This window comes from Empedobacter sp. UBA7252 (assembly GCF_002472765.1).
GTDB classification, from domain to species: domain Bacteria; phylum Bacteroidota; class Bacteroidia; order Flavobacteriales; family Weeksellaceae; genus Empedobacter; species Empedobacter falsenii_B.
In genome coordinates, this window is sequence record NZ_DKSQ01000087.1 from 23,737 (window position 1) to 45,833 (window position 22,097).

The following is a 22,097-nucleotide window of genomic DNA, read 5'->3' on the forward strand; positions in this document are numbered from 1 at the left end:
ATTATTCTTTTAACGGTTGTTCTTTCACAAAAACGTGACCAACTTTTGTGAAATCGTAAGCAATCTCGTATAAATACTCTAATAGATCTTCAATCAGTTCAGAATCATTTTGCAAAGCCTCTGTTTCAATTTCAGTATATGCAACAGTTTTTTCTCCAAATTCTATTGTTTTAGGTAAATTTTCTGTTTCATATTCGCCATAAAGCCGAATGTTTTGTAACAATAATTGCAAAATTTTCTTCATCAATCGAATGTGTTCTGAAGTTAAAATAACAGAATTGTTTTTCTTTAAAATTTTAACTAAACCAACTGAATATGAGACAAATGACTGGTTGAAAATGGTGAATTTATTCAGTACGTTAGCATTTTCTTGTTTTCCTTTCGGTTCAGAAATTACACGTTGAAAAACTGAATTAATATTTGCCATTGCAATAAAAACATCTTTTCTAGCTAACTTATAATCAGTTGTAGAAACTTCGTTGTCTGCTAATTTTTTAAAAACCAAATAAATAAACTCATAATTTGCAATCAATGCTTTTTGAATATATTCGTTCATATTATTTTTTTCCCAAGTTGGTAAAATCAAATAACTCGAAATAAACGCCATAAATCCTCCAACAAGTGTGTCAATAAAACGTTCTTGAATAATATACAATGAATCTTTTTGCGAATAAAAACTAAACGAAATAAGAATATATGCGGTTAAATAAAATGTACCAATTGCATATTTATGACGAATAAAAGTGTAAGCCATCAACATGAAAATAAGCATTAAAGCAAATCGGATACTGTGTTGAGGAATAATCAATAATATTAAAACCCCAACTAATCCACCGCCAATTGTTCCTTTCAAACGCTGAAAGTTTCGCTTTTTTGTTACGCTAAAACCAGGTTTTAAAATCACTAAAACTGTCATCAAAATCCAGTAACTATGGTAAGTCATCGGAATAATAAACGTGACACCATAAGCTAATAACATTACAATTGATGCACGAATTGCATGTCTAAAAATTGAAGATTTTAGATTCAGATGATCTTTTAATTTTCGTAAAGAATAATCAACTGTAGGTTCAAAATGTTCGGCATGATCCAGTGGATTTTTCTTTTTTTCTGTGAATGAATCATCATAGAAAAATTTATGGATAAACTCTATTTTATAAACAATTTGCTTTAAATTGATGTAAATTTTAGATAAAACGATTGGTTTTTGTCCTTCTGCATATAATTCTTTGATAGCATCATCAATCTTTTTCAACTCAACTTCAAAGTCAAAAGTAGGTTGTTTAGGACGTTTGTTCGAGTTAATATGATAAGCAATCATTTTAAGCTCATGCGCTAATTTATTCATTAAATTATAGATTTTGCGCATTGCTTTTGTATCACCGTAAACTTCTCGAATTTTCACATAATCGTATTGATTTGCTGTTACATTTTCAAATATATCCACCAAATCAGAAAAAATAAACACAATCGAACGCCCAATTGGTGTCAGGTCTTTTACCAATTTTTTGTTCGAAAAAACTAATTCACGAACTAAACTTTGTTTTTCGTTAATTACAACATGTTCATCGATTAATTTTTTGATAATATCATCGTAATTAGAGTCTTTATCAAACATAGAAGCCTTGATTCGAATGTATTCAGAAATATGAATCATTGTATCAGCTAAGTTTTGCTGCGCCATACGATAAGGACGAAAGGTACTAATAGCTAGGCTAAAAATAGTGTACCAAGCTGCTCCAGCAGTCACAAAAAGTGCAATATGAAGAGGACTTAACTCATGTCGTAAATCATTCATATTCATTACCATTGACATCATAATGACCATTCCAAGCGCACTTGTACGTTGTCCCCAAACGGTTAACATGTTAGAAAAGAATACGATAAGTGTTAAACAAATACCTAGAAATATTGGGTAACTGTTAATCGTTTTGGTGAAATATGAAACAAGGAAAATCAAGAGCACGGAAAGCCACATCAGGTTTCGGCGTTCTTTAAATGGACCAGGTGTATCCGTCATGTGTGCTAAAACTGCACCAAGACTTATCGTTACACCGGCATATAAATCGCCAAACAAGCTGGCTACGATAGGCGGAATGATAATCGCTAAAGAAGTTTTTAAGCCATCTGAAAGCGCTTCTCCGTAGATAAAGTTTTCAATTTTATTGATGATTTTCAAGTGTAATTTTTTAAGGTTGAAAATTGTTGTATAAAATTAACACAACTTTTTTCGAAACCCAACTAAACTCGTGAAGTTTTTAGAATATGAAAACCATCAATGCTTTGAGTAAAAATTAAAGTTGTTGTACCACCATCAATAATTTTGAATTTTTTCTTGATAACGTCTATTGGCTGATTGTAATTTTTGACTAATAAATTCGCTTTTGTTTTTAGAATTTCTTTTTTTTGATTTTTAATTTCTTCTTCAATCAAGTAAATTTTTCCAGGAAAATTCTCTAAAAGTTCATTCGAAGTATACAAATGAGTATTCTGATGAAGTTTATGAAGATTGAATTTTTCGCTCAATAATTTGAAAGCACCAGTTTTTAGAATCGCAACATTTGGTTCGTAAATATAACGTTGAATTCCTCCAAAACTTGCATTCGCACTATATTCTTCTTCAAAATGAAAAGAAAATTCGGATTGATTATTTTCTAAATTAACAGCTTTTATCAAAGGGTTTTTTGTTGAAGAATTTTTATCTAAAATGATTAGAAAATCTTTCACTTCATTTTTTAATGCAACAATGTGTATTTCAAAAATTGAATCAATTTGTTGTAGGGTAGAAGTGATGTCTAATAAAGGCGAAAGCTTGATGATAATTTTCTCTGTTTTTTCGGAAAAAGTTGGAATCCATTCTAAAATATTTGGCTCTAAATCTTCCAAAATAAATTTTCTTCCGCTCGAATTTCTTCTTGCTGGATCGAGATAAATAACATCAAATTTTAATGTAGGATTTTCTTCAAAAAAAGACTGAAAAGTTCCTGTATAGGTTTCTAAATTTGGCGCTAAAATTTTAGCATTATGTTGTACAATCTCACTCAATTCAGGATTTTGTTCGATGTGATATACTTTGTCAAAATTCTTTGCAAAAGCCATGGTATCAATTCCAAAACCTGCGGTTAAATCAATCAAATTTTTTCCTTTAACTAAAGTTGATTTATAATTTGCTGTGGCTTCTGAACTTGCTTGTTCCAAATTAATTGAAGGCGGAAAATAAATATTTTCTGTCGAATAAAGTGTTGGAAATTTATGTTTTGAAACTTGAATTCCTTTCAATTGTTGTGCAATTTCAGCAGAAGAAATTTCTTCAAACAACGATTTTTTCAAACCTATAGATTTGATGTCTTCATGTTCGATTATTTTCAGATAATCTTGAAATTCTTTTGTTAAAATAGTTGGATTCAAAATGTTATTTTTTGACGTAAAATATTATTTTATTAAACACAAAACTTCAGTATCCATCACAGCTACTGAAGTTTCGATTATATTATTAAGTTCTTTTAATGAAATTGGCATCCAATTCATGTAAAAACTATTTTTTTTCCTCTTTTTCTGCCAAACGAGTTGGAACAATCGGAACAAAAAGTGCTTGTTTTACCACTTTTTCTTTTGGCGATTTCTCAATCACATCTGCAGGGTTTCTAAATTTGTTTACACCAATTAATTTAATGGTTTGCTCATCGAAATCTTTTTGCTCTTTTTTCGCGCTTGTGTAAATAAAATCTTGAATAGTTTCATTTTGTAAAGCATTTACAAAACCTCCTACATTTTGTATTGTTTTAAACAATTCTAACGCATTTTCAGCCATTTGATTTGTCAAACTTTCAATGTAGAAAGAACCAGCAGCAGGATCAGTAAATTGATTCAAATAAGATTCTTTTTGTAACAATAATTGTTGTTTTGCGGCTAATTCTAATCCAAAATCAGACTCTTTATTAACTTCATCATATGATCCAACAAAAATAGCGTCACTTGATCCGAAGATAGCCGAAGAAGCTTCTATTGTAGAGCGAATAACGTTGTTGTAAATATCTAATTTAGATTTATTGCGATCGGATGTTGAAGTGAAAATAAATGCTTCACTTTCTTTATTATATTGCTCCAAAATCATTTTCCATAAAAAGCGAAATGCTCTTAATTTCGCAACTTCGAAGAAATAATTACTTCCAACAGCAAATTTAAAATAAATTTTGTCCGCAATATCAGCTCCAAAATTTTCTAAATATTCTACTGCATGTGCAAGTGTAATCGCAATTTGTTGAACATGATTTGCTCCAGCATTTTGATAAACATCTCCTTGAATTGAAATTACTTTTTCGAAATTTTTCAATGCCAAAGCTTCTTTCACCAATTCTTTTGATGCTTTTTCTGAATCATTTTGCCAAAGTCCATTCTGTGCCAAATATCCATAAATATCTAAATCTAAATATTTCAGATTTGGAAGATTTTCAAGCGATTTTAAATCAGAAGTTCCATTATATTTAATAAATAAATCTAGATAATTAGGAAGTTCTAACGATGAATCAATTTGATTTTGATTAATCAAATATCCATACAAAAAGCTGTAATCTTGGTTTTTATTTCCAGTATATTTCGAAATAATTTTCCAATCTTTTGAGGATTTTGGTAATGGTTGTACAGCCGAATAATCGACATCATCCTTTGTATATAATGGTTTTACATTTATTTGATCGTTCGTTCCCCAAACCAAAGTTTCATTATATTCTAAACCTTTTAGCTCGACTTGAACTTTATTTTTCCATTCTTTTTCAGAAATAGAATCAAAATTTTCAAATAACTTACTCATTTTCTTTATTTTGCGGCTTCGTAACTTTTTCTTGCTGAATGATAAAAATATCTTCATCATCTTTTTTCAAGAAATGCTTTTCTCTTGCAATCCTTTCAATTTCAGCAGGATTACTATTTAGTTGATTTAATTTTTCAGACTCAGTATCCAAGTGTTCTTGGTAATATTGTTGATCAACTTCTAATAATTTGATTTGTTTATCCAACTCGCGATGTACGAAAAAAGAATTTTGGTCGAAAAAAATCATCCAAACAGCAAACGCAACCGTTAGAACAAAGTAACGATTCCAAACAAATTTGAATACACGTGTATCCTTAATTTTTCTTTTCGGTACTTCTGGTGTAAGTTCTTTGTCAAAGATTTCTTCCGATTTTTCTTTCATTATACAGTAGTTTTCGAGTTGAGTTTTTCTTTAATTACAGTTGATAAAACTTTGATTGCGACAGAATTTTTCTTTTTCATATTCGGAATAATAATGTCTGCATAGTTTTTAGATGGTTCTATAAATTGCTGATGCATAGGTTTTAACGTTTTTTGATAACGTGTTAAAACTTCGTTTAAATCGCGCCCACGTTCTTGTATATCACGGCGTACGCGACGAATTAAACGTTCGTCAGAATCTGCATGAACAAAGATTTTTACATCAAATAAATCGCGTAAATCTGGGTCAGTCAATACCAAAATTCCTTCTACAATAATAACCGATTGTGGATGTGTTAAAATCGTTTCTTCCTTGCGACTATGCGTAATAAACGAATAGACAGGTTGTTCTATTGATACGCCATTTTTCAATAAAGCGACATGTTCTTTTAGTAATTCGAAATCAATTGATCTTGGGTGATCAAAATTGATCTTAGAACGTTCATCAAAAGATAATTCAGGATGATCTTTATAATAATTATCTTGAGAAATAACGATAACGCTTTCCGCGTTAAGATCTCTTAAAATATTATTTACAACAGTTGTTTTTCCCGAACCTGTTCCTCCTGCAATTCCTATTACTAGCATTTTTGTTTTATTATTTTTTTTAATTTCGTTTGATGTTTCCATTGCAAGAGTTCTCGTAAAATTTCCTTAAAGATAAAATTTTCCTATCAGAAATTAAAATAAAAAGAAATCGATTCTTGCAAAATTTTAAATGTTGTCGTGAAGAAGTTTTGGTTGATTGATTTTGAGAAAAGAAATAATTATCGATGCATTTAAAAAATGATTGATTTATTATTCGATTATTTAGATGTAACTCAAACATTTAGGTTTATTTATACAAAAAAAGTACTTTGCAGTACTTGGTTTCTCTTAATCGGATGCAAAGGAAAGAAAAAAATATAAAAACTTTATCTTTTTTATCATTATATTTATAAGATCAGAACTATTATAAAATACTAAACTATGAACGATTTAATCTCAATGTCTACTATTTTTTCGTTATTTCTCGGAATAGGATTAGCCGCCGCTGCTGGTTTTCGGATTTTTCTTCCCTTATTTATATTGAGTTTAGCTGTCAAATTTGCAGGAAGTTTTATTAATCTCGACGAAAATTGGATGTGGGTTGGGAGTACACCAGCTCTTATAACACTTGGTGTAGCGATGTTAGTGGAAATTGGAGCTTATTATATTCCAATTATTGATAATTTGTTGGATACGATTGCGGTTCCCTTAGCTGGAATTGCAGGAACAATAGCGGTTGGAATTACGATGCCAGAAATGAACGAAGTTGCAACTTGGGCTTTGGCGATTATAGCAGGAGGAGGAACTGCGGCTGCGATTAGCGGTACAACTGCTGCTGCAAGAGCTGTTTCGACCACCACAACTGCGGGAGCTGGAAATTTTTTGGTTAATACAGGTGAAACGTTTAGTTCTATTGTATTAAGTATTACGGCAATTGTATTGGCTCCTTTGGCGTTTATTTTTGTACTGATTATTTTATATGTGTGTTATAGAGCATATAAAAGTGTTAGAAAAAAAGGTGATCAGTTATTGGCGGAAGAATTGTGAAAGAGTGAAGAATTGAATATATAAAAGAGCTAAATTATTAGCTCTTTTTTTTTGTTATATATTAGTATTTCAAGTTTTTCTTTTTAAGTAAATATTAATTCAAAAATATTTAGAATAAGATTAACTAGAAGTTAAGTTTATAAAATAGAAAAAGTCTTGTAATTTTTTTACAAGACTTTTTGAAATATAAATTATTCCTTCTCTTTCACTATTGGTCTTATTAGACCTTCTTGCGCAACGCTACAAATTAGTTCACCAGAACGATTGAATAAATTTCCTCGTGTAAAACCTCTTGTATCATTTGCACTTGGAGATTCAACATTAACTAATATCCAATCATGCAAATTTGGTTCTCGGTGAAACCAAATTGAATGATCTAAGCTGGCCATTTGTGTGTTTCCAAAGTGAGCTTTAGAAGCATGAGGTTTTATTGCTGTTGATAATAAATTGTAATCAGAGCTATACGCAATTAATTGCTGAATAATTGGTAAAGGTAAATCCTCTGGAACATCATTAAAAGTTAACCAAACATTACTAAAATTAGGATAATCTTTTTTCTCAAAAGGATTCACAAATTCAACAGGTTTAAAATCTAACGGACGCTCTGCTAAGACAAATCGCATAATTGATTTTGGTAAAACTGAACCAAATTGTTCTGCTACATCATTCCAACTCATTAATTCTTCAGGAGGCGTTACAACAGGCATTTTTTCTTGATGCTCGTAACCTTCTTGCTTCAACTGAAAGGAACAAGCCATTACAAAAATAGGCACACTGTCTTGCTTTGCTGTGACAACACGTGTACTAAAACTTCCTCCATCACGAAGATTTGCTACTTCAAAATAGATAGGTTTTTCTAAATGTCCAGGTAAAATAAAGTAGGAGTGAAGGGAATGGCAAAATCGATCTGAAGGAACAGTTTGATACGCAGCATGCAAAGCTTGGCTTACAACTTGTCCTCCAAAAACATTTGGACTTCCCATAAAAGAACTTTTCCCTTCGAATAAATTTTCTTCTAATTTTTTGAGAGAAATTAATTCGATGAGTTCTTGAGTAGTTTTCATTATTAAATTTAAAATTTCAAATTATTTAATTTCTGCACATTTTGTTCTAATGCACATTTATATTCATTTTTCATTCGATAGACTAATTCTTCGGTTGAAATAATATCATGAATTCCAGAAACTCCGTGTCCAGCAGACCAAATGTCTTTCCATGCTTTATGTCCATCGCCTCCAATTAATTTCGAAAAATCTTCTTCTTTCTTTTCGTCTAAATCAATTCCAGAATGTATAATACTTGGTTTCAAGAAATTTGCATTTACACCAGAAATTCCATCTGTATAAATCACATCTTCGAAAGTAGAATCGACTAACATTGTTTTATAATCTTGATTCGCAGAGGCTTCTTTTGTCGCGATAAAACGAGTTCCGATGTATGCAAAATCAGCACCCATATTTTCAGCTGCTAAGATATCGTTTCCGTTGTTCATCGCACCTGCTAAAATTAAACAACCATCGTAAAAAGTGCGAATATCATCAATCAAAGCAAAAGGATTAGCCGTACCAGCATGTCCACCAGCACCAGAAGCTACAGCAATAATTCCATCTACACCAGCTTCAGCAGCTTTTTCCGCATGACGTTTTTTGATCACATCATGAAAAACCAAACCTCCATAACTATGAACTGCATCTACAACTTGTTTTACAGCACCAAGCGACGTAATAATAAGCGGTACTCTATATTTTGCACATAAAGCTAAATCACCTTCGAGACGAGGGTTTGTTTTGTTAACGATTAAATTCACTCCAAATGGAGCTGCTTTTTTACCTGTTTCATCTTCAAATTGTTTTAATTGAGAAGTGATATCAATTAACATTTGTTCGAAATCTTCGGCTGTTCTTCCATTCAAAGAAGGGAAAGTTCCACATACACCATTTTTACATGCTTCTACAACTAATTCAGTTCGAGAAACAAGAAACATAGGTGAAGTGATTAAAGGTAAATCTAAACTATTTTTAAATTCTTGTAGGGTCATACTAAAATTTTTTTGATGTGGTATAGGATGCAATATAGTTATAAATTGAGTTATGATTTTCAGAAAAGATTAATTTATTTGCATAAAAAAATCCTGAAATGTTTAATATTTTCAGGATTTTTTATTTGATAAAAGCAGTGTTCGATTAATTTAAATTTAGGATTATTATTTCCTTCACGTTATTTAATTTCAATGCTGAAATTGATTTTGAAAACATTAATAATTTTTCAATCGTTGATTGTTTTGGTTCAAATTTTTCTGAGTAAAATTCAATCATAAAAACTTATTTACTTTAAAAACGTTAAATAGATAAGTTTATTTTTTAATCGATTGTTAAAATAATGTTATTATTTTCGATAACTTTTCTTAAGTTGATAATTGCATAGCGCATTCTTCCTAATGCTGTATTAATACTAACATTTGTTTCTTCCGCAATTTCTTTGAAACTTAATTCTTTGAAGATTCTCAGTTCTAAGACTTCTCTTTGATCACTTGGTAATAAAGTAACAAGGTATCTTAAATCATTTTCAATTTGCTTTTTAATGATTTTGGTTTCGGAACATTCGTCAGAATTTCCAATAAAATCGAAAATATTATATTCGTCATCATATTTACCTATAGTTTCTCTAACAGCAGGCATTTTCTTAATATTTCGAAAATAATCAATAGTTAAATTATGCGCAATACGCATTAGCCAAGGTAAAAATTTTCCTTCTTCATTATATCCGCCACTTTTTAGTGTAAGAATAACTTTTATGAAAGTATCTTGGAAAATATCTTCAGTGATATCTTTGTCTAAAACTTTTGAGAAAATGAAACTATAGATTCTACTTTTATACTTCTCAATTAAAATTTCTAAAGCATATTCATTACCATCAACATAGTCTTTGATTAGCAATGAGTCTTCTTCGTAATTCATAAGGTAGATAATTTGGTTTAGTAAGTAGATTTTTTTATCTATAGGCTTCTTGTTTTTTTATAAGTGATTCAAATATAGTCAAAGTTTGAATCAAAACAAGTGAATTAACATAAAAAGAGGACTGTCTCTTAAAGTGTGTAAGTTCAAAAATTAAGCTTGGGTTAGGTTCTACTTTTTAGAGTCTAACCCTTTCTTGATATAGGATTAAAAATTGATCAATAATAACTCCCCAGTTTCTTACTGGTATTGACCATTTTTTAGTTGCTTCTCTCACAGCCAAATATACGGATTTCATAACAGCTTCATCTGTAGGGAAGGATAATTTATTTTTAGTGTACTTCCTTATTTTACCGTTTAGATTCTCAATTAGATTGGTGGTGTATATGATTTTCCTAATATCTATGGGGAATTCAAAGAAAACCGTAAGGTCTTCCCAGTTGTTTTTCCAGCTTTGGATGGCATAAGAATATTTATGTTCCCACTTAGAAGCAAAATCATTTAAAGCAGCTTCAGCAGCCTGTTTAGTTGGCGCGTTGTAGATTTCTTTCATATCAGCAGTAAACTGTTTCTTATCTTTCCAAACAACGTATTTACAAGCATTTCGAATCTGATGTACTACACATATTTGTGTTTTAGATTCAGGAAAAACGGTACGTATGGTATCGGTAAAACCATTTAAGTTATCGGTTGCTGTAATCAAGATATCTTCAGTTCCTCTAGCCTTCATATCGGTTAAAACACTCATCCAAAAGGATGATGACTCATTTTTACCTAACCATAATCCTAAAACTTCTTTGCGTCCATCGCGTTTTAAGCCTACTGCGATATAAATGGTTTTATTAATTACTTTGGAACCTTCTCTAACCTTAAAAACAATTCCGTCCATCCAAACGATTAGATAAACAGGTTCTAATGGGCGATTTTGCCAAGCTACGATATCAGAAGTTATAGCATCAGTTATACGTGAAATGGTCGATTGAGAAACGTCAAAATTGTAGACTTCTCTGATCTGTTCTTCAATATCAGAAACGGACATTCCCTTGGCGTAAAGCGACACAATGACGTTTTCTAAGCCTTCAACCATGCTTTTTCGTTTAGGTATCAGCATCGGATTAAAACTAGCATCACGATCTCTAGGAACCTTTATTTCTTCTTCGCCATAACTCGTTTTTATCTTTTTACTAGAATAACCATTACGCGCATTTTCTTGCTTGCGTAAATCATGCTTATCGTAATCCAGGTGAGCATCTAACTCACCTTCTAACATTTTTTCAATTCCTCGCTTTTGTAAGTCTTTGAGAAAGTTTTGGAGTTCATCGCCAGTTTTAAACTGTTTGAAAAAATCATCCGGAAATAGGTCTTTTGTTTCCATAAATATGTAAATATTAAATGTATAAAAAAAATTCTGCTCGATTTTAACCCAAGCAGAATTTTATACTTACACAGTTTTTGGTACAGTGTCATAAAAAGTCTTAAAAAAGAATAAAATTTTCTTAAAATTTTAGAAGTCTAAACCAAAAAAGGCCATTCATTTATTGAGAACAGCCTTTTTGTTAATTATTAATTAAGAATTAAATCTTTGCGATGTGCTGAACTAAATCAACTACTTTGTTAGAGTAACCAATTTCGTTGTCATACCAAGCAACTAACTTAACGAAAGTAGGGTTTAGCATGATACCAGCTTCTGCATCGAAAATAGATGTTCTTGTATCACCTACGAAATCTTGAGAAACAACAGCATCTTCTGTGTATCCTACAATTCCTTTCAAATCTCCTTCAGCAGCTTCGCACATTACTTTTTTGATTTCGTCGTAGTTTGTTTCTTTTGCTAATTTAACTGTTAAATCAACTACAGAGACATCAACAGTTGGTACACGGAAAGACATTCCTGTTAATTTTCCGTTCAATTCTGGAATTACTTTTCCAACTGCTTTCGCAGCTCCAGTAGATGAAGGAATGATGTTTACCATTGCACTACGTCCACCTCTCCAATCTTTCATTGATGGTCCGTCAACTGTTTTCTGAGTTGCAGTAGTTGCGTGAACTGTTGTCATTAAAGCTTCCACAATTCCGAAATTTTCGTGAATTACTTTTGCTAATGGTGCTAAACAGTTTGTTGTACAAGAAGCATTAGAAACGATTGTGTCTTCTGCTGTTACAGATTCGTGGTTAACACCCATTACAAACATAGGGGTATCATCTTTAGAAGGACCTGTTAAAACAACTTTTTTTGCTCCAGCTTCAATGTGTTTTCCTGCAGTTTCTTTTGTTAAGAATAAACCTGTTGCTTCGATTACGATATCAGCTCCAACTTCGTCCCATTTCAAGTTCGCTGGGTCTCTTTCAGCTGTAACGCGAATTGTTTGTCCATTAACAATTAAGTTTCCGTTTTCTACTTTAACTTCTCCGTTAAATTTTCCGTGAACTGAATCATACTTTAGCATATAAGCTAAATAATCAACGTCTACTAAATCGTTAATACCTACGATTTCAATATCGTTTCTCTCAATAGCAACCCCGAAAACAAGGCTACCAATTCTTCCGAATCCGTTGATTCCAATTTTAATTTTTGACATAGTATATATAATTTCCCTTTATATTAAATGTTTAAATCGCTAAAATATTAGCTACTTTGATTAACTCTTCGTCAATCTCATTGTGTTTTTTGATGGCTTCATCTATCGCTGTAAATACAACTTTATTAGAGCGAATACCAGCCATAAGATTTGTTTTACCTTCTAGTAAACCTTCGACAGCAGCAATTCCTAAACGACTTGCTAAAACACGATCGTGACAAGATGGAGAACCACCACGCTGTATGTGTCCTAAAACTGTTACACGAATATCATATTCTGGATGACGATTTTGTACTTGTTTTGCTAATTCAAAAACTCCACCTAATTTTTCACCCTCTGCAACTACAACGATGCTTGATTTTTTTCCAGATTTTTCTGAACGTTCTAAAGAAGAACATAATTCTTCGACACTATCACGTTGTTCTGGAATCAAAATATCTTGTGCACCTGAAGCAATTCCACTATTTAAAGCAATAAAACCTGCATCGCGTCCCATTACTTCCACAAAAAATACACGATCATGTGATGTAGCAGTATCTCTTAATTTATCAATTGCATCAATTACAGTATTCAAAGCTGTATCGTACCCAATTGTAAAATCTGTTCCGAAAATATCATTGTCAATTGTTCCTGGAATTCCAATAAATGGAACACCAAACTCTTGATGAAAGATATTTGCTCCAGTAAAAGAACCATCTCCACCAATTACAACTAAAGCATCAATGTTATTTTGTTTTAGATGATTGTATGCTTTTTGACGACCTTCTGTAGTTTTGAATTCTAAAGAACGAGCAGTTTTAAGAATTGTACCACCTTGATTGATAATATTTTTCACTGAACGAGGTCCAAGTTCAATCATATCATTGTTAATCAAACCTTCGTAACCTTGACGAATCCCTACTGATTTGATATCGTAGTACTTACATGCTCTTACAACGGCACGTAAGGCCGCATTCATTCCAGGCGCATCACCTCCAGAGGTTAATACACCAATTCTTTTTATATTGTTTCCCACGTTTTTCCCTTTATTAAATCAAATATAATAAAAAATCAGAATATTATTATAATTGGTAGTATGAAAGATAAATTAATCTTCGTCGACAGGTTTTAACGTTCCGTCTGCAAAATCTCGTTGAAGAATAACCGCAATATACAAATCTTCTCGTGTTCGCTTCGGATCATAAGTTTGTTTTAGATCAATATTAAACGCGCCACTTGCTGCTTGATAAAGAAAAGCATTCAATCCGCCACGTAATTCTTTTATAATATCGTATGTTGTTTTATTTGTTTCTTTATAGATTAATTTAGTAAGAATTTGTCCACGAGAACTTGACATATTTTTTAATTGATTCTCAAATTGATCAGCCAAATCCTTTTGGCGAGATTTAATAAAACGTTTTTTGTCTCGTCTTTTATCCATTGTTTGAATGGTGTCTGATACATAATTATATTCTCTAACAGCAGTTCTTACATACGGCCAAACATCGCGAACACGCTTTCTTAGCCATAAATAATATTTTTTTTCTAAATCAGTTTTTAAATGAACCGAATAACTATTCATTTCATTAAGATGTATTGTGTCTAAAGGATTAAACGCAAATTCATCTAAATTAATTGAATCATTTTTAATTTCTTGTGCAGGATTTTTTCCACCTAAATCTAACCCAAAAATTTGAGCATTAACATTAGATAATCCAACAAAAGTAAGTAGTAAAGTTATATGATAGATATAAAATTTCATATCAGAATTAGTTCAAAAATTGTTCCTAAAATTAGTACATTTGTTAGATAAATAAACTAAAATGAGTACAAATAATTTGTTTGATCAACAATCTTTGGATTTTTTGACAAAATATTTAAATACAGCTTCACCTACAGGTTTTGAAAGTGAAGGACAAAAAGTTTGGATGGATTATATCAAACCATATGTAGATGAAGTAAAAACAGATAATTACGGTTCTGCTTATGGTATAATAAATCCTGAAGCGAAGTATAAAGTTGTGATTGAAGCCCATGCTGATGAGATTTCTTGGTTTGTGAATTATATTTCTGATGATGGATTGATTTATGTGATTCGTAATGGAGGATCAGATCATATGATAGCACCTTCTAAAGTGGTTAATATTCATACCAAAAAAGGAATTGTAAAAGGAGTTTTTGGTTGGCCAGCAATTCATTTGCGTCAAGCAGGAAAAGATGAAGCGCCAACTCCAGATAAAATTTGGATTGATACAGGTTGTACATCGAAAGAAGAAGTTCTTGAACTTGGAATTCACGTTGGTTGTGTGATTACTTATCCTGATGAATTTTTTACATTGAACGATCGTTATTTTGTTTGTCGTGCAATAGACAATAGAATGGGAGGGTTTATGATTGCTGAGGTTGCGCGTAAATTGGCAGAAAATAAAGATCAATTAGATTTTGGTTTATACGTTGTAAATGCGGTTCAGGAAGAAGTAGGGTTGCGTGGCGCGGAAATGATTACGCAAACAATCAAACCAAATGTTGCGATTATTACTGATGTTACACATGATACAACGACACCAATGATTACAAAATCGAAAGAAGGTGAGCAAAAATGTGGTGATGGCCCAGTTGTTTATTATGCGCCTGCTGTGCAAAATAATGTACGCGAATTAATTATTGATGCAGCTGAGAAAAACAATATTCCTTTTCAGCGTGCTGCAAGTTCTCGTGTAACAGGAACGGATACAGACGCTTTTGCATATAGTAATGGTGGTGTACCTTCAGCTTTAATTTCGTTGCCTTTGCGTTATATGCACACAACTGTAGAAATGGTTCATCAAGCTGATGTAAAAAATGTCATCGAGTTGATTTACGAATCAGTGAAAACAATTAAAAACGAACAAAGTTTTAAATATCATACTGTTTAAATTATAAAGTGATTAAAAAATATAAAGGCTGTCGCGAGACAGCCTTTGTTGCTATTTTGTGCTTCGATCTACTTCAAAAATTTCTATAATTGAATTTAAATTTAGCTAAATTTATTCAGAAAATCATTATTCAATCAAATATTAGAATAAATCTTTAGAGAATGATTATTTTTATACTTTAAAAGAAATAAGATGAAAATTGAATTAAATAGAGTAAATCAGGCTTCTCACTATGAAGCGACTGCGTCAAGTTCTTCGGTAAAAGTAAATATTGATGGACCTGAATCGATTGGAGGAGAAGGAAAAGGAGTTCGCCCAATGGAGTTGGTTTTGATTGCTTTGGGAAGTTGTAGTGTTTTTGATTTGAATGAAATTTTGAAGAAACAACGCCAAGAAATTGAAGATATTAAAGTTGAGGTTGAAGGTCAGCGTCGAGATGAAATTCCAAATATTTTTACAAATATTCATATCAAATTTTTCTTAAAAGGAAATATTGATTTAGATAAAGCAAATAAGGCTGCTGAATTAGCGGTTAAGAAGTATTGTAGTGTACATGATATGCTTGCAAATGGAGGAATTGATATCACTTACGAGATAAATGTAAATTAAATTGATAACAAAAAAAAGGTCTTTCGAACGAAAGACCTTTTTTTAATACATACATTTTCAATTAAGCTTCAACAATAGTTAAAGCTTCTTGAAAGATACTAACTTGCGCTAATACTTTATTTTTTAATTCTTCATTTACAATTTCGTTATTTTGGAAATTATCGTTGAAAGATGGGAAAGTTGTGCTTGCTACAATTTCTCCGCTTGCAAACATTCCAAAATATTTTGTTGCAACTTCCATTACATTTCCTCCACCATAAGCACCTGGAGATGTACTTAATAACAACAATTTTTTATCTTTCAAATATGGCATTTCGATACGAGAAACCCAATCCAAAATATTTTTTAATGCAACAGAAAAGTTTCCATTATGTTCTGCCAAAGAAATTACAACACCTTCTGCATCTTTGATTTTATTGTAAAAATCCTGCGCTTCTTGTGGAAATCCATTTTCTAATTGACGGTCAATAGAATAGATAGGCATCTCGAAATCATTGATGTCAACTAAATCGATTTCTGCATTTTCGATTTGATTTAAAGTATAATTTAATAATTCTTTATTGATTGATTTTTTGCTGTTACTACCAGCGAAAGCTAAAATTTTCATATTCTTATTGAGTATTTTCATTTTTGATGAAGCAAAGTTATTGCAAGCAACCATAAATTTTATTGACCTATGTTAGGAAAAGATAAAAACTTATATTTTTTTTCTAAATTCATCAATTTTAAGAATCAATTCTCTGTTTAATTCTTCATTAGTGATTTTATCTTCTGCAAAATTTTCGTTGAATTTAGGCAAAGAGAAATCGACTAAAATGTCACCTCCCAATTTTGTAATTAATTTAGAACCTATTTCTAAAGAGTTTTTAGCTCCATAACCACCAGGAGATGTACTCATAACGAAGACCTTTTTTCCTTCAAGAAATTTATAATTAATTCTTGAGCACCAATCCATATAGCTTTTAAAAACTGCTGTAATGCAAGCATTATGTTCTGCTAATGAAATAAGTAAAATATCAGAATCAACAAGTTTTTGATAAAATCGTTTTACTTCATCAGAAAAACCTTGTTCTTTTTCTATATCAATATCAAAAGTAGGAATATCAAAGTCATCTAAATCTAAAATCTCAATTTGATCTTTGTTTAATAAAGAAGAAGCATAAGTTACGAGTTGTTTATTGATAGAAGTAGAGCTGTTACTTCCGGCAAAAGCTTTAATAATCATAGTTTTTATCTTAAGTTATTGTTTTTTTGTGTGTAATAATTGCGCATATTCTGTTGGTCGAATTCCTGAAACTTTCTGAAAAATATTACTGAAAGATGACAACGAATTATAACCAACTAACATTGCGATTTCGTACATATTGTATTTATTTTCAGCAATCAATTCCAATGATTTTGTGATACGTAATGCGCGTAAAAATCGAACATAATTAATTCCCATATTATCTTTGAATTTTCGAGATAATGTTCGCGTGCTCAAACCAAATTGTTGCGCAACTTCATCTATTGTATAGTTTTTCTCGATATTTTTCATCAGAAATCGAGCAATATCAATCAGTTTCTGATCTTTTGGAAATGGATGCTGAATAAAAGCAGGTAATTTGTTCGATTCCATTTCGGGTAGAATAGATCGTATGGCTTTTACAAAATCATATTTTGCAGGATCTTTTTCCGAAATTGATCCACTCCAATTTTTGGTGTACAAAATCATTTCCCTTAACAACTCATTCGTGTAATAAATATTTGTAATCGAATAAAAATCGTTTTCTTCTTTTTCGGTCTTGAAATAAAAGTTATACAAATCGCCTGTTTTACTATTCGTTAAGATAGAATGTGGCGTATTTGCAGGAATCCACATAAAACAACGCGCAGGCAAATACCAATGTTTGTCGTTTACAAAAACATGTACAATTCCGCCTTCTGCATATAATAATTGTGCTTTTTTGTGTTCATGTACGCGCGTTCCTATCGTATCTAAATGTGCATGTTGTATGTAAAAATGGACTTTAGATTTGTCAACTTCGTTAAAAAAAAACTGATCAAACAACATTGTTTTATACTTTTATAAAGTGAAATATTTTTGCTTTTGCAAATTACTTTATTTTGGCGTAAATGAGCAAATTATTTTCTTTTTTTATCAAGAGGGTAAAGGTGTTTTGAATGTAACTTTGCATCACTAAAAATCAATAACAGACTTATAAATAATACAAAATGATATTTAAATTCGTTAAATATCAGTTGCTTACATTGTTGTTAATGCTGAGTGGGTTGAGTTATGCTCAAAATGAAATAGACTATAACCAACTGAAATTAAGCAAAGCAATTGAAATTGGACTTCAAAATAATAAAAAATTACAAATTAGCGCTTTAAAAACTAATATTGCTGAATTAAAAGAGAAAGATCTTAAAAATGAGAAATTGCCAGATGTAGACTTTCATACTGGTTTTCATGTTTTGAGTAATTTACGCCAATATGAAGACGGTTTTCTAAAACCTTCTACAAAATATGCTGTTCCTCGAGTGAAATACGATTTTACACTTTCGGCAGAAATTCCAATTTATTTAGGTGGTAAATTAAAAAATGATGAGAAAAAATCTGAAATAGAAACTAATATTTCGAAACTGCAAGTTCGAAAAGATGAACGAGAATTGAGAATGCAAATCATCACAGCTTATTTACAAGCGTTGCATTTGCAAGAACAACAAAAGTTAATTTCAGATAAAATGAGAGAAGATTCGGTTGTGATTAAACAAACAGAATCCTTGAAAAAAAATGGTTTGGTAACCTACAACGAAGTCTTGAGAACAGAATTGCAATTGTCAAATCATAAAATGTCTTTTACAGAATTGGCGAATGAAATTTCGATTATTGAACATCAAATCAAAACAATTTTAGCCTTACCAGAAAATCAAGAAATGCATATTGACACCAATGATTTGTTTACAAATGAAGAGCATTTGGGTTTGGTTGATGAAATGATTTTGGAAGCAATAGATCAAAGTGAAAGCTTGAAAATTGCGAAAGATGATTTGAATTTGAAAGAAATTGATAAGAAAATTACCAAAGCTAATACATTACCAAAAATAACTGCTGGAGCGGAATATGGATATAATTATCCAAACTTTATGTTTTTTCCACCAGAAGAATATTTGTACAGATTTGGTTCTGTTGGTGTAAATGTTTCGATTCCGTTGAGTAATTTTTTCAAGAATAAACAAAAAATGCAAATCGCAGATCGTAACATTTCAATTGCAAAATTAGAAATAGAAGAGAAAGAAGAACAAATTCGACATGATGTTTTTGCAGCGAATAAACGATTAGAAGAATCGATCGATAAAATAAAAATTGCGGAAGATGCAATTGGTCAAGCCAAAGAAAATTATCGAATTGTTAGAACAAAATATGTCAACAAATTGAGTTTGATTACAGAACTTATCGATGCGGATAACGCTTATTTAGAAGCTCAATCGAATTTGATTTCATTGCAAATTAACAAACAATTAAAATACTATCAATTACAATACATTTTAGGAAACTTATAAAAATGGGAAAACAACAGACAAAAGGAGAAAAACGAATGAATAGAACGCTTTCTGCGATTGCTTGGATTTTTATTATCATAGGAATCACTGCAGTAGCTTGGTTTTATTTCTTTTCGAGTTCACATGTCAATACAAATGACGCGCAAGTGCGACAATATATTACGCCAGTTTCGAGTAAAGTTTCTGGTTTTATCAAAAAAGTAAATTTCGAAGAAAATCAATTTGTACACAAAGGTGATACGCTTGTTGTGATTGACAATAGAGAATTTCAGAACCAGATTGATATTGCAGAAGCAAATTTAGAATCGACTTCGCAATCTGTTTTAACATATGAAAAAGCGGTAGATACAAAATCAAGTGATGTTAATATTGTTAATGCAAATATAGAAGCTGCTAAAATAGAGGTTTGGAGAACTGAAAAAGATTATAATCGTTTCAAAAATTTAGTGCAAGAAGATGCTGCAACCGTGCAACAGTTTGAAGAAGTTGAAGCGAAATATAAACAAGCAAAAGCAAGTTTGAGTGCTTTGGAACAACAACGTAATGCCGTGAATGTTAGTGCGTCTGCAGAACAAACAAAAGTTGCGCCTGCAAAAACTCAAATTTTACAACGAAAAGCCCAATTGAACGATGCTAAACTTATTCTCTCATATACCTATGTTGTAGCACCTTACGATGGTTGGGTTGGAACAAAAAATATACAAGAAGGTCAGTTAATAAAAGAAGGGCAGGCCTTGGTGCAAGTAGTTTCGAAAGAGAAATGGATTGTTGCAAATTTTAAAGAAACGCAAATTGGAGAAATCGATTTGGATCAACCAGTTATTATAAAAGCTGATGCCTACAAATACATTGAGTTTGAAGGAAAAATTGAATCACTTTCGCCAGCTTCTGGGTCTGAGTTTGCTTTGATTAAACCTGATAATGCTACAGGAAACTTCGTGAAAATTGAACAACGTTTTCCTGTAAAAATAATTCTGAAAGAGTCTAAAAACAACGAAAAATTACGTACCGGAATGAATGTAAATGTTTCCGCAGAAAAAGTAAATTAAATAAATGTCACAACAAAATTCAATATTTAATAAATGGGTTCCGCAAAAATTGGTTGTGCCAATTTTTATCCTTGCGCTATTTCCACACTTGATGATTTTGACTATATTCAACATGAATAGTACGTTTACAGCATCATTTTTGGATTTGGAGGTCGACGATTTGCAGTTCCTTTTTTCGATGGCGTATGCCACTATTGTTTGTGGCTTATTTATTCACGTTCGATTTTTTCACTTTTTCAATATCAGAAGTTATTTGCTAACAATGACCATGCTTAACATTTTGGTATTGTTTGGAATGACATTAACGACAAATACAGAATTGATTTTGATTCTGCGTTTTATTCAAGGACCTTTATCGCTTTTCGAAGGTTGTATTTTGTTGCCAATCATTATGTCGAATATTAAAAGTGAACATTCAAAATTGATTGCTTATTCGTTTTTGTATGGCGTAATGTTAACAGGTGATAAATTTACGACTTCTATCGTGAAGTTTGCGATTGAGAATTATAACCACAATATGATGGTGTATACGATTATGAGTTTTCATGTTGTAGCATTAATTATTTATGTATTTTTCTTTAATCACAACAGAATGTTTCCTAAAAAACCATTGTATCAATTAAATTTAGGAGGAATTTTCTTGATGATTATTTCCCTAATTTCTGGCGCGTTTTTCTTGATTTATGGGAAAAAATATTATTGGTTCGAATCGCCAATTATTATCACAGCATTTGCATCAACACTCGTTTTTAGTGGCTTATTTTTATTGCATCAAAAAACAGCCAAACGACCTTTGTTTCATTTTGAGATTTTCAGATCAGAACGTGTCATTTTAGGAATATTAATGTTTTTTGTTTTCTATACTTTGCGTGCTGGGATGAGCAATATTTACCAAGTCATGTCAACAGTTTGGAAATGGCAATGGGAATATGTGTTGCAGATTCAATATTTTAATGTAGCAGGTTCCATCATTGGTATTGTATTTTCATTTTTCATGGTTAAAAATAAAGTTGATTTTAGAAAAATATTTTTTCTTGGATTTGTACTTTTAGCCATGAGCATGTTGTGGTTTAGTTACTTGTTTTATCCAGATACAAAAGTCGAGGCAGTAGCGCCAACGCTGATATTAGAAGGAATTGCGCAAGGTGTTATTTTTACGCCATTAGTGTTGTATATTACAGGTTCTGTACATCCTTCTATTACTGGTAGTGCGGCGCAAGCAGGTACGGCGATTCGTTTTTGGACGACAACAATTGGTTTTTCGCTGATGCAAAATGCAATTTTATACTTGACGACTAAACATCAATTTTTGATGACCAAAAATTTAGACAAAACGAGTCCGATTTTCCAACAACAATGGAATAGTTTGTTCAATAAAAATATTGCGAGTCATCTTCCAAACGAAGCAGAAAGTATTACTGCCGCAGCTTTAAAAGCAAAATTGTATAACCAAGCTTTGTTGGTTAGTAATATAGAGATTTTCCGAACATTGTTTGTTGTGGGAATTATCGCTGCGATTTTTGTAATTCTTTATCAACCGATAAAAAATAGACTTTTACATCGTTAAAATAATTTTTATATATTACTTTTTTATTTAATTGGCGTATTTGATTTAATAGAATCAAGTACGTTTTTTTTTATGACAAATTTTTTAAAATGAA

Annotated in this window: 21 protein-coding genes; 6 read left to right on the forward strand and 15 right to left on the reverse strand. The window is 31.3% G+C overall.

Annotation, left to right across the window (positions count from 1 at the left end):
* Position 1: 1 nt before the first annotated feature.
* From B2X73_RS12655 to udk, 5 genes are all read right to left on the reverse strand, one after another.
* Positions 2–2,179, reverse strand: a complete 2,178-nt coding sequence (locus tag B2X73_RS12655; protein WP_286475347.1) for an FUSC family membrane protein — start codon at positions 2,177–2,179, stop codon at positions 2–4.
* A gap of 62 nt (positions 2,180–2,241) precedes the next feature.
* Complete coding sequence (locus tag B2X73_RS12660) at positions 2,242–3,408, reverse strand: THUMP-like domain-containing protein (RefSeq protein WP_115001137.1); 1,167 nt, start codon at positions 3,406–3,408, stop codon at positions 2,242–2,244.
* Positions 3,409–3,535: 127 nt separating this feature from the next.
* Positions 3,536–4,810 carry a methylmalonyl-CoA mutase family protein gene (locus B2X73_RS12665; protein ID WP_219034475.1) on the reverse strand — a complete coding sequence of 425 codons (1,275 nt, stop codon included), beginning with the start codon at positions 4,808–4,810 and terminating at the stop codon, positions 3,536–3,538.
* Positions 4,803–5,192, reverse strand: a complete 390-nt coding sequence (locus B2X73_RS12670; protein ID WP_221855581.1) for an FtsB family cell division protein — start codon at positions 5,190–5,192, stop codon at positions 4,803–4,805. Before B2X73_RS12670 ends, B2X73_RS12665 begins: the two co-directional genes overlap by 8 nt.
* A complete protein-coding gene (gene udk, locus B2X73_RS12675) occupies positions 5,192–5,860 on the reverse strand; it encodes a uridine kinase (protein WP_291096574.1) in 669 nt (222 codons plus the stop codon). The genes B2X73_RS12670 and udk overlap by 1 nt, the downstream gene beginning before the upstream one ends.
* Positions 5,861–6,199: 339 nt before the next feature.
* Here udk and B2X73_RS12680 point away from each other — a divergent pair, with 339 nt between their 5' ends.
* Positions 6,200–6,805 (forward strand): DUF4126 domain-containing protein, encoded by a 606-nt coding sequence (locus tag B2X73_RS12680; protein ID WP_221855583.1) that lies wholly within the window; start codon positions 6,200–6,202, stop codon positions 6,803–6,805.
* A gap of 191 nt (positions 6,806–6,996) precedes the next feature.
* Here B2X73_RS12680 and B2X73_RS12685 read toward each other — a convergent pair whose 3' ends face one another.
* The 7 genes from B2X73_RS12685 to B2X73_RS12715 form a co-directional block, all read right to left on the reverse strand.
* Positions 6,997–7,869: an acyl-CoA thioesterase gene (locus B2X73_RS12685; RefSeq protein ID WP_286496182.1), complete on the reverse strand. Its 873-nt coding sequence runs from the start codon at positions 7,867–7,869 to the stop codon at positions 6,997–6,999.
* Positions 7,870–7,877: 8 nt separating this feature from the next.
* Positions 7,878–8,843 (reverse strand): NAD(P)H-dependent flavin oxidoreductase, encoded by a 966-nt coding sequence (locus B2X73_RS12690; RefSeq protein WP_280049291.1) that lies wholly within the window; start codon positions 8,841–8,843, stop codon positions 7,878–7,880.
* Positions 8,844–9,165: 322 nt separating this feature from the next.
* The gene (locus tag B2X73_RS12695; RefSeq protein ID WP_115001114.1) at positions 9,166–9,762 is read right to left on the reverse strand and encodes an RNA polymerase sigma factor; all 597 of its coding nucleotides are present in this window, start codon (positions 9,760–9,762) and stop codon (positions 9,166–9,168) included.
* A gap of 175 nt (positions 9,763–9,937) precedes the next feature.
* Complete coding sequence (locus tag B2X73_RS12700) at positions 9,938–11,134, reverse strand: IS256 family transposase (RefSeq protein ID WP_291096576.1); 1,197 nt, start codon at positions 11,132–11,134, stop codon at positions 9,938–9,940.
* Between the two features lie 199 nt (positions 11,135–11,333).
* Entirely contained in the window at positions 11,334–12,338 is a 1,005-nt protein-coding gene (gene gap / locus B2X73_RS12705) for a type I glyceraldehyde-3-phosphate dehydrogenase (RefSeq protein ID WP_286495233.1), read from the reverse strand.
* Between the two features lie 31 nt (positions 12,339–12,369).
* Positions 12,370–13,353: a 6-phosphofructokinase gene (pfkA, locus tag B2X73_RS12710; protein WP_260391944.1), complete on the reverse strand. Its 984-nt coding sequence runs from the start codon at positions 13,351–13,353 to the stop codon at positions 12,370–12,372.
* 72 nt (positions 13,354–13,425) lie between these two features.
* A complete protein-coding gene (locus B2X73_RS12715) occupies positions 13,426–14,079 on the reverse strand; it encodes a DUF4294 domain-containing protein (protein ID WP_286495232.1) in 654 nt (217 codons plus the stop codon).
* 61 nt (positions 14,080–14,140) lie between these two features.
* Here B2X73_RS12715 and B2X73_RS12720 point away from each other — a divergent pair, with 61 nt between their 5' ends.
* Positions 14,141–15,232, forward strand: coding sequence for a M42 family metallopeptidase (locus B2X73_RS12720; protein WP_286495231.1), 1,092 nt, complete (start codon positions 14,141–14,143; stop codon positions 15,230–15,232).
* Positions 15,233–15,424: 192 nt separating this feature from the next.
* Positions 15,425–15,841, forward strand: coding sequence for an OsmC family protein (locus B2X73_RS12725; protein ID WP_286495230.1), 417 nt, complete (start codon positions 15,425–15,427; stop codon positions 15,839–15,841).
* Between the two features lie 61 nt (positions 15,842–15,902).
* On the opposite strand, the gene B2X73_RS12730 is transcribed toward B2X73_RS12725, so the two are convergent.
* The 3 genes from B2X73_RS12730 to B2X73_RS12740 all read right to left on the reverse strand — a co-directional run bounded on the left by B2X73_RS12730 (position 15,903) and on the right by B2X73_RS12740 (position 17,894).
* A complete protein-coding gene (locus tag B2X73_RS12730; RefSeq protein ID WP_260391945.1) occupies positions 15,903–16,469 on the reverse strand; it encodes an NADPH-dependent FMN reductase in 567 nt (188 codons plus the stop codon).
* 69 nt (positions 16,470–16,538) lie between these two features.
* Positions 16,539–17,066, reverse strand: coding sequence for an NADPH-dependent FMN reductase (locus tag B2X73_RS12735; RefSeq protein WP_221855853.1), 528 nt, complete (start codon positions 17,064–17,066; stop codon positions 16,539–16,541).
* A 15-nt stretch (positions 17,067–17,081) separates the two neighbouring features.
* Positions 17,082–17,894: an AraC family transcriptional regulator gene (locus tag B2X73_RS12740; protein ID WP_038336064.1), complete on the reverse strand. Its 813-nt coding sequence runs from the start codon at positions 17,892–17,894 to the stop codon at positions 17,082–17,084.
* A 161-nt stretch (positions 17,895–18,055) separates the two neighbouring features.
* On the opposite strand from B2X73_RS12740, the gene B2X73_RS12745 reads away from it, so the two are divergent.
* Genes B2X73_RS12745 through B2X73_RS12755 form a run of 3 tightly spaced genes read left to right on the forward strand, consistent with a single transcriptional unit; the run spans position 18,056 to position 22,003 of the window.
* A complete protein-coding gene (locus tag B2X73_RS12745; RefSeq protein WP_291049100.1) occupies positions 18,056–19,387 on the forward strand; it encodes a TolC family protein in 1,332 nt (443 codons plus the stop codon).
* Positions 19,388–19,389: 2 nt separating this feature from the next.
* Positions 19,390–20,436 (forward strand): HlyD family secretion protein, encoded by a 1,047-nt coding sequence (locus B2X73_RS12750; RefSeq protein WP_280037837.1) that lies wholly within the window; start codon positions 19,390–19,392, stop codon positions 20,434–20,436.
* Positions 20,437–20,440: 4 nt separating this feature from the next.
* The gene (locus B2X73_RS12755) at positions 20,441–22,003 is read left to right on the forward strand and encodes a hypothetical protein (RefSeq protein WP_115001100.1); all 1,563 of its coding nucleotides are present in this window, start codon (positions 20,441–20,443) and stop codon (positions 22,001–22,003) included.
* Positions 22,004–22,097: the final 94 nt, after the last annotated feature.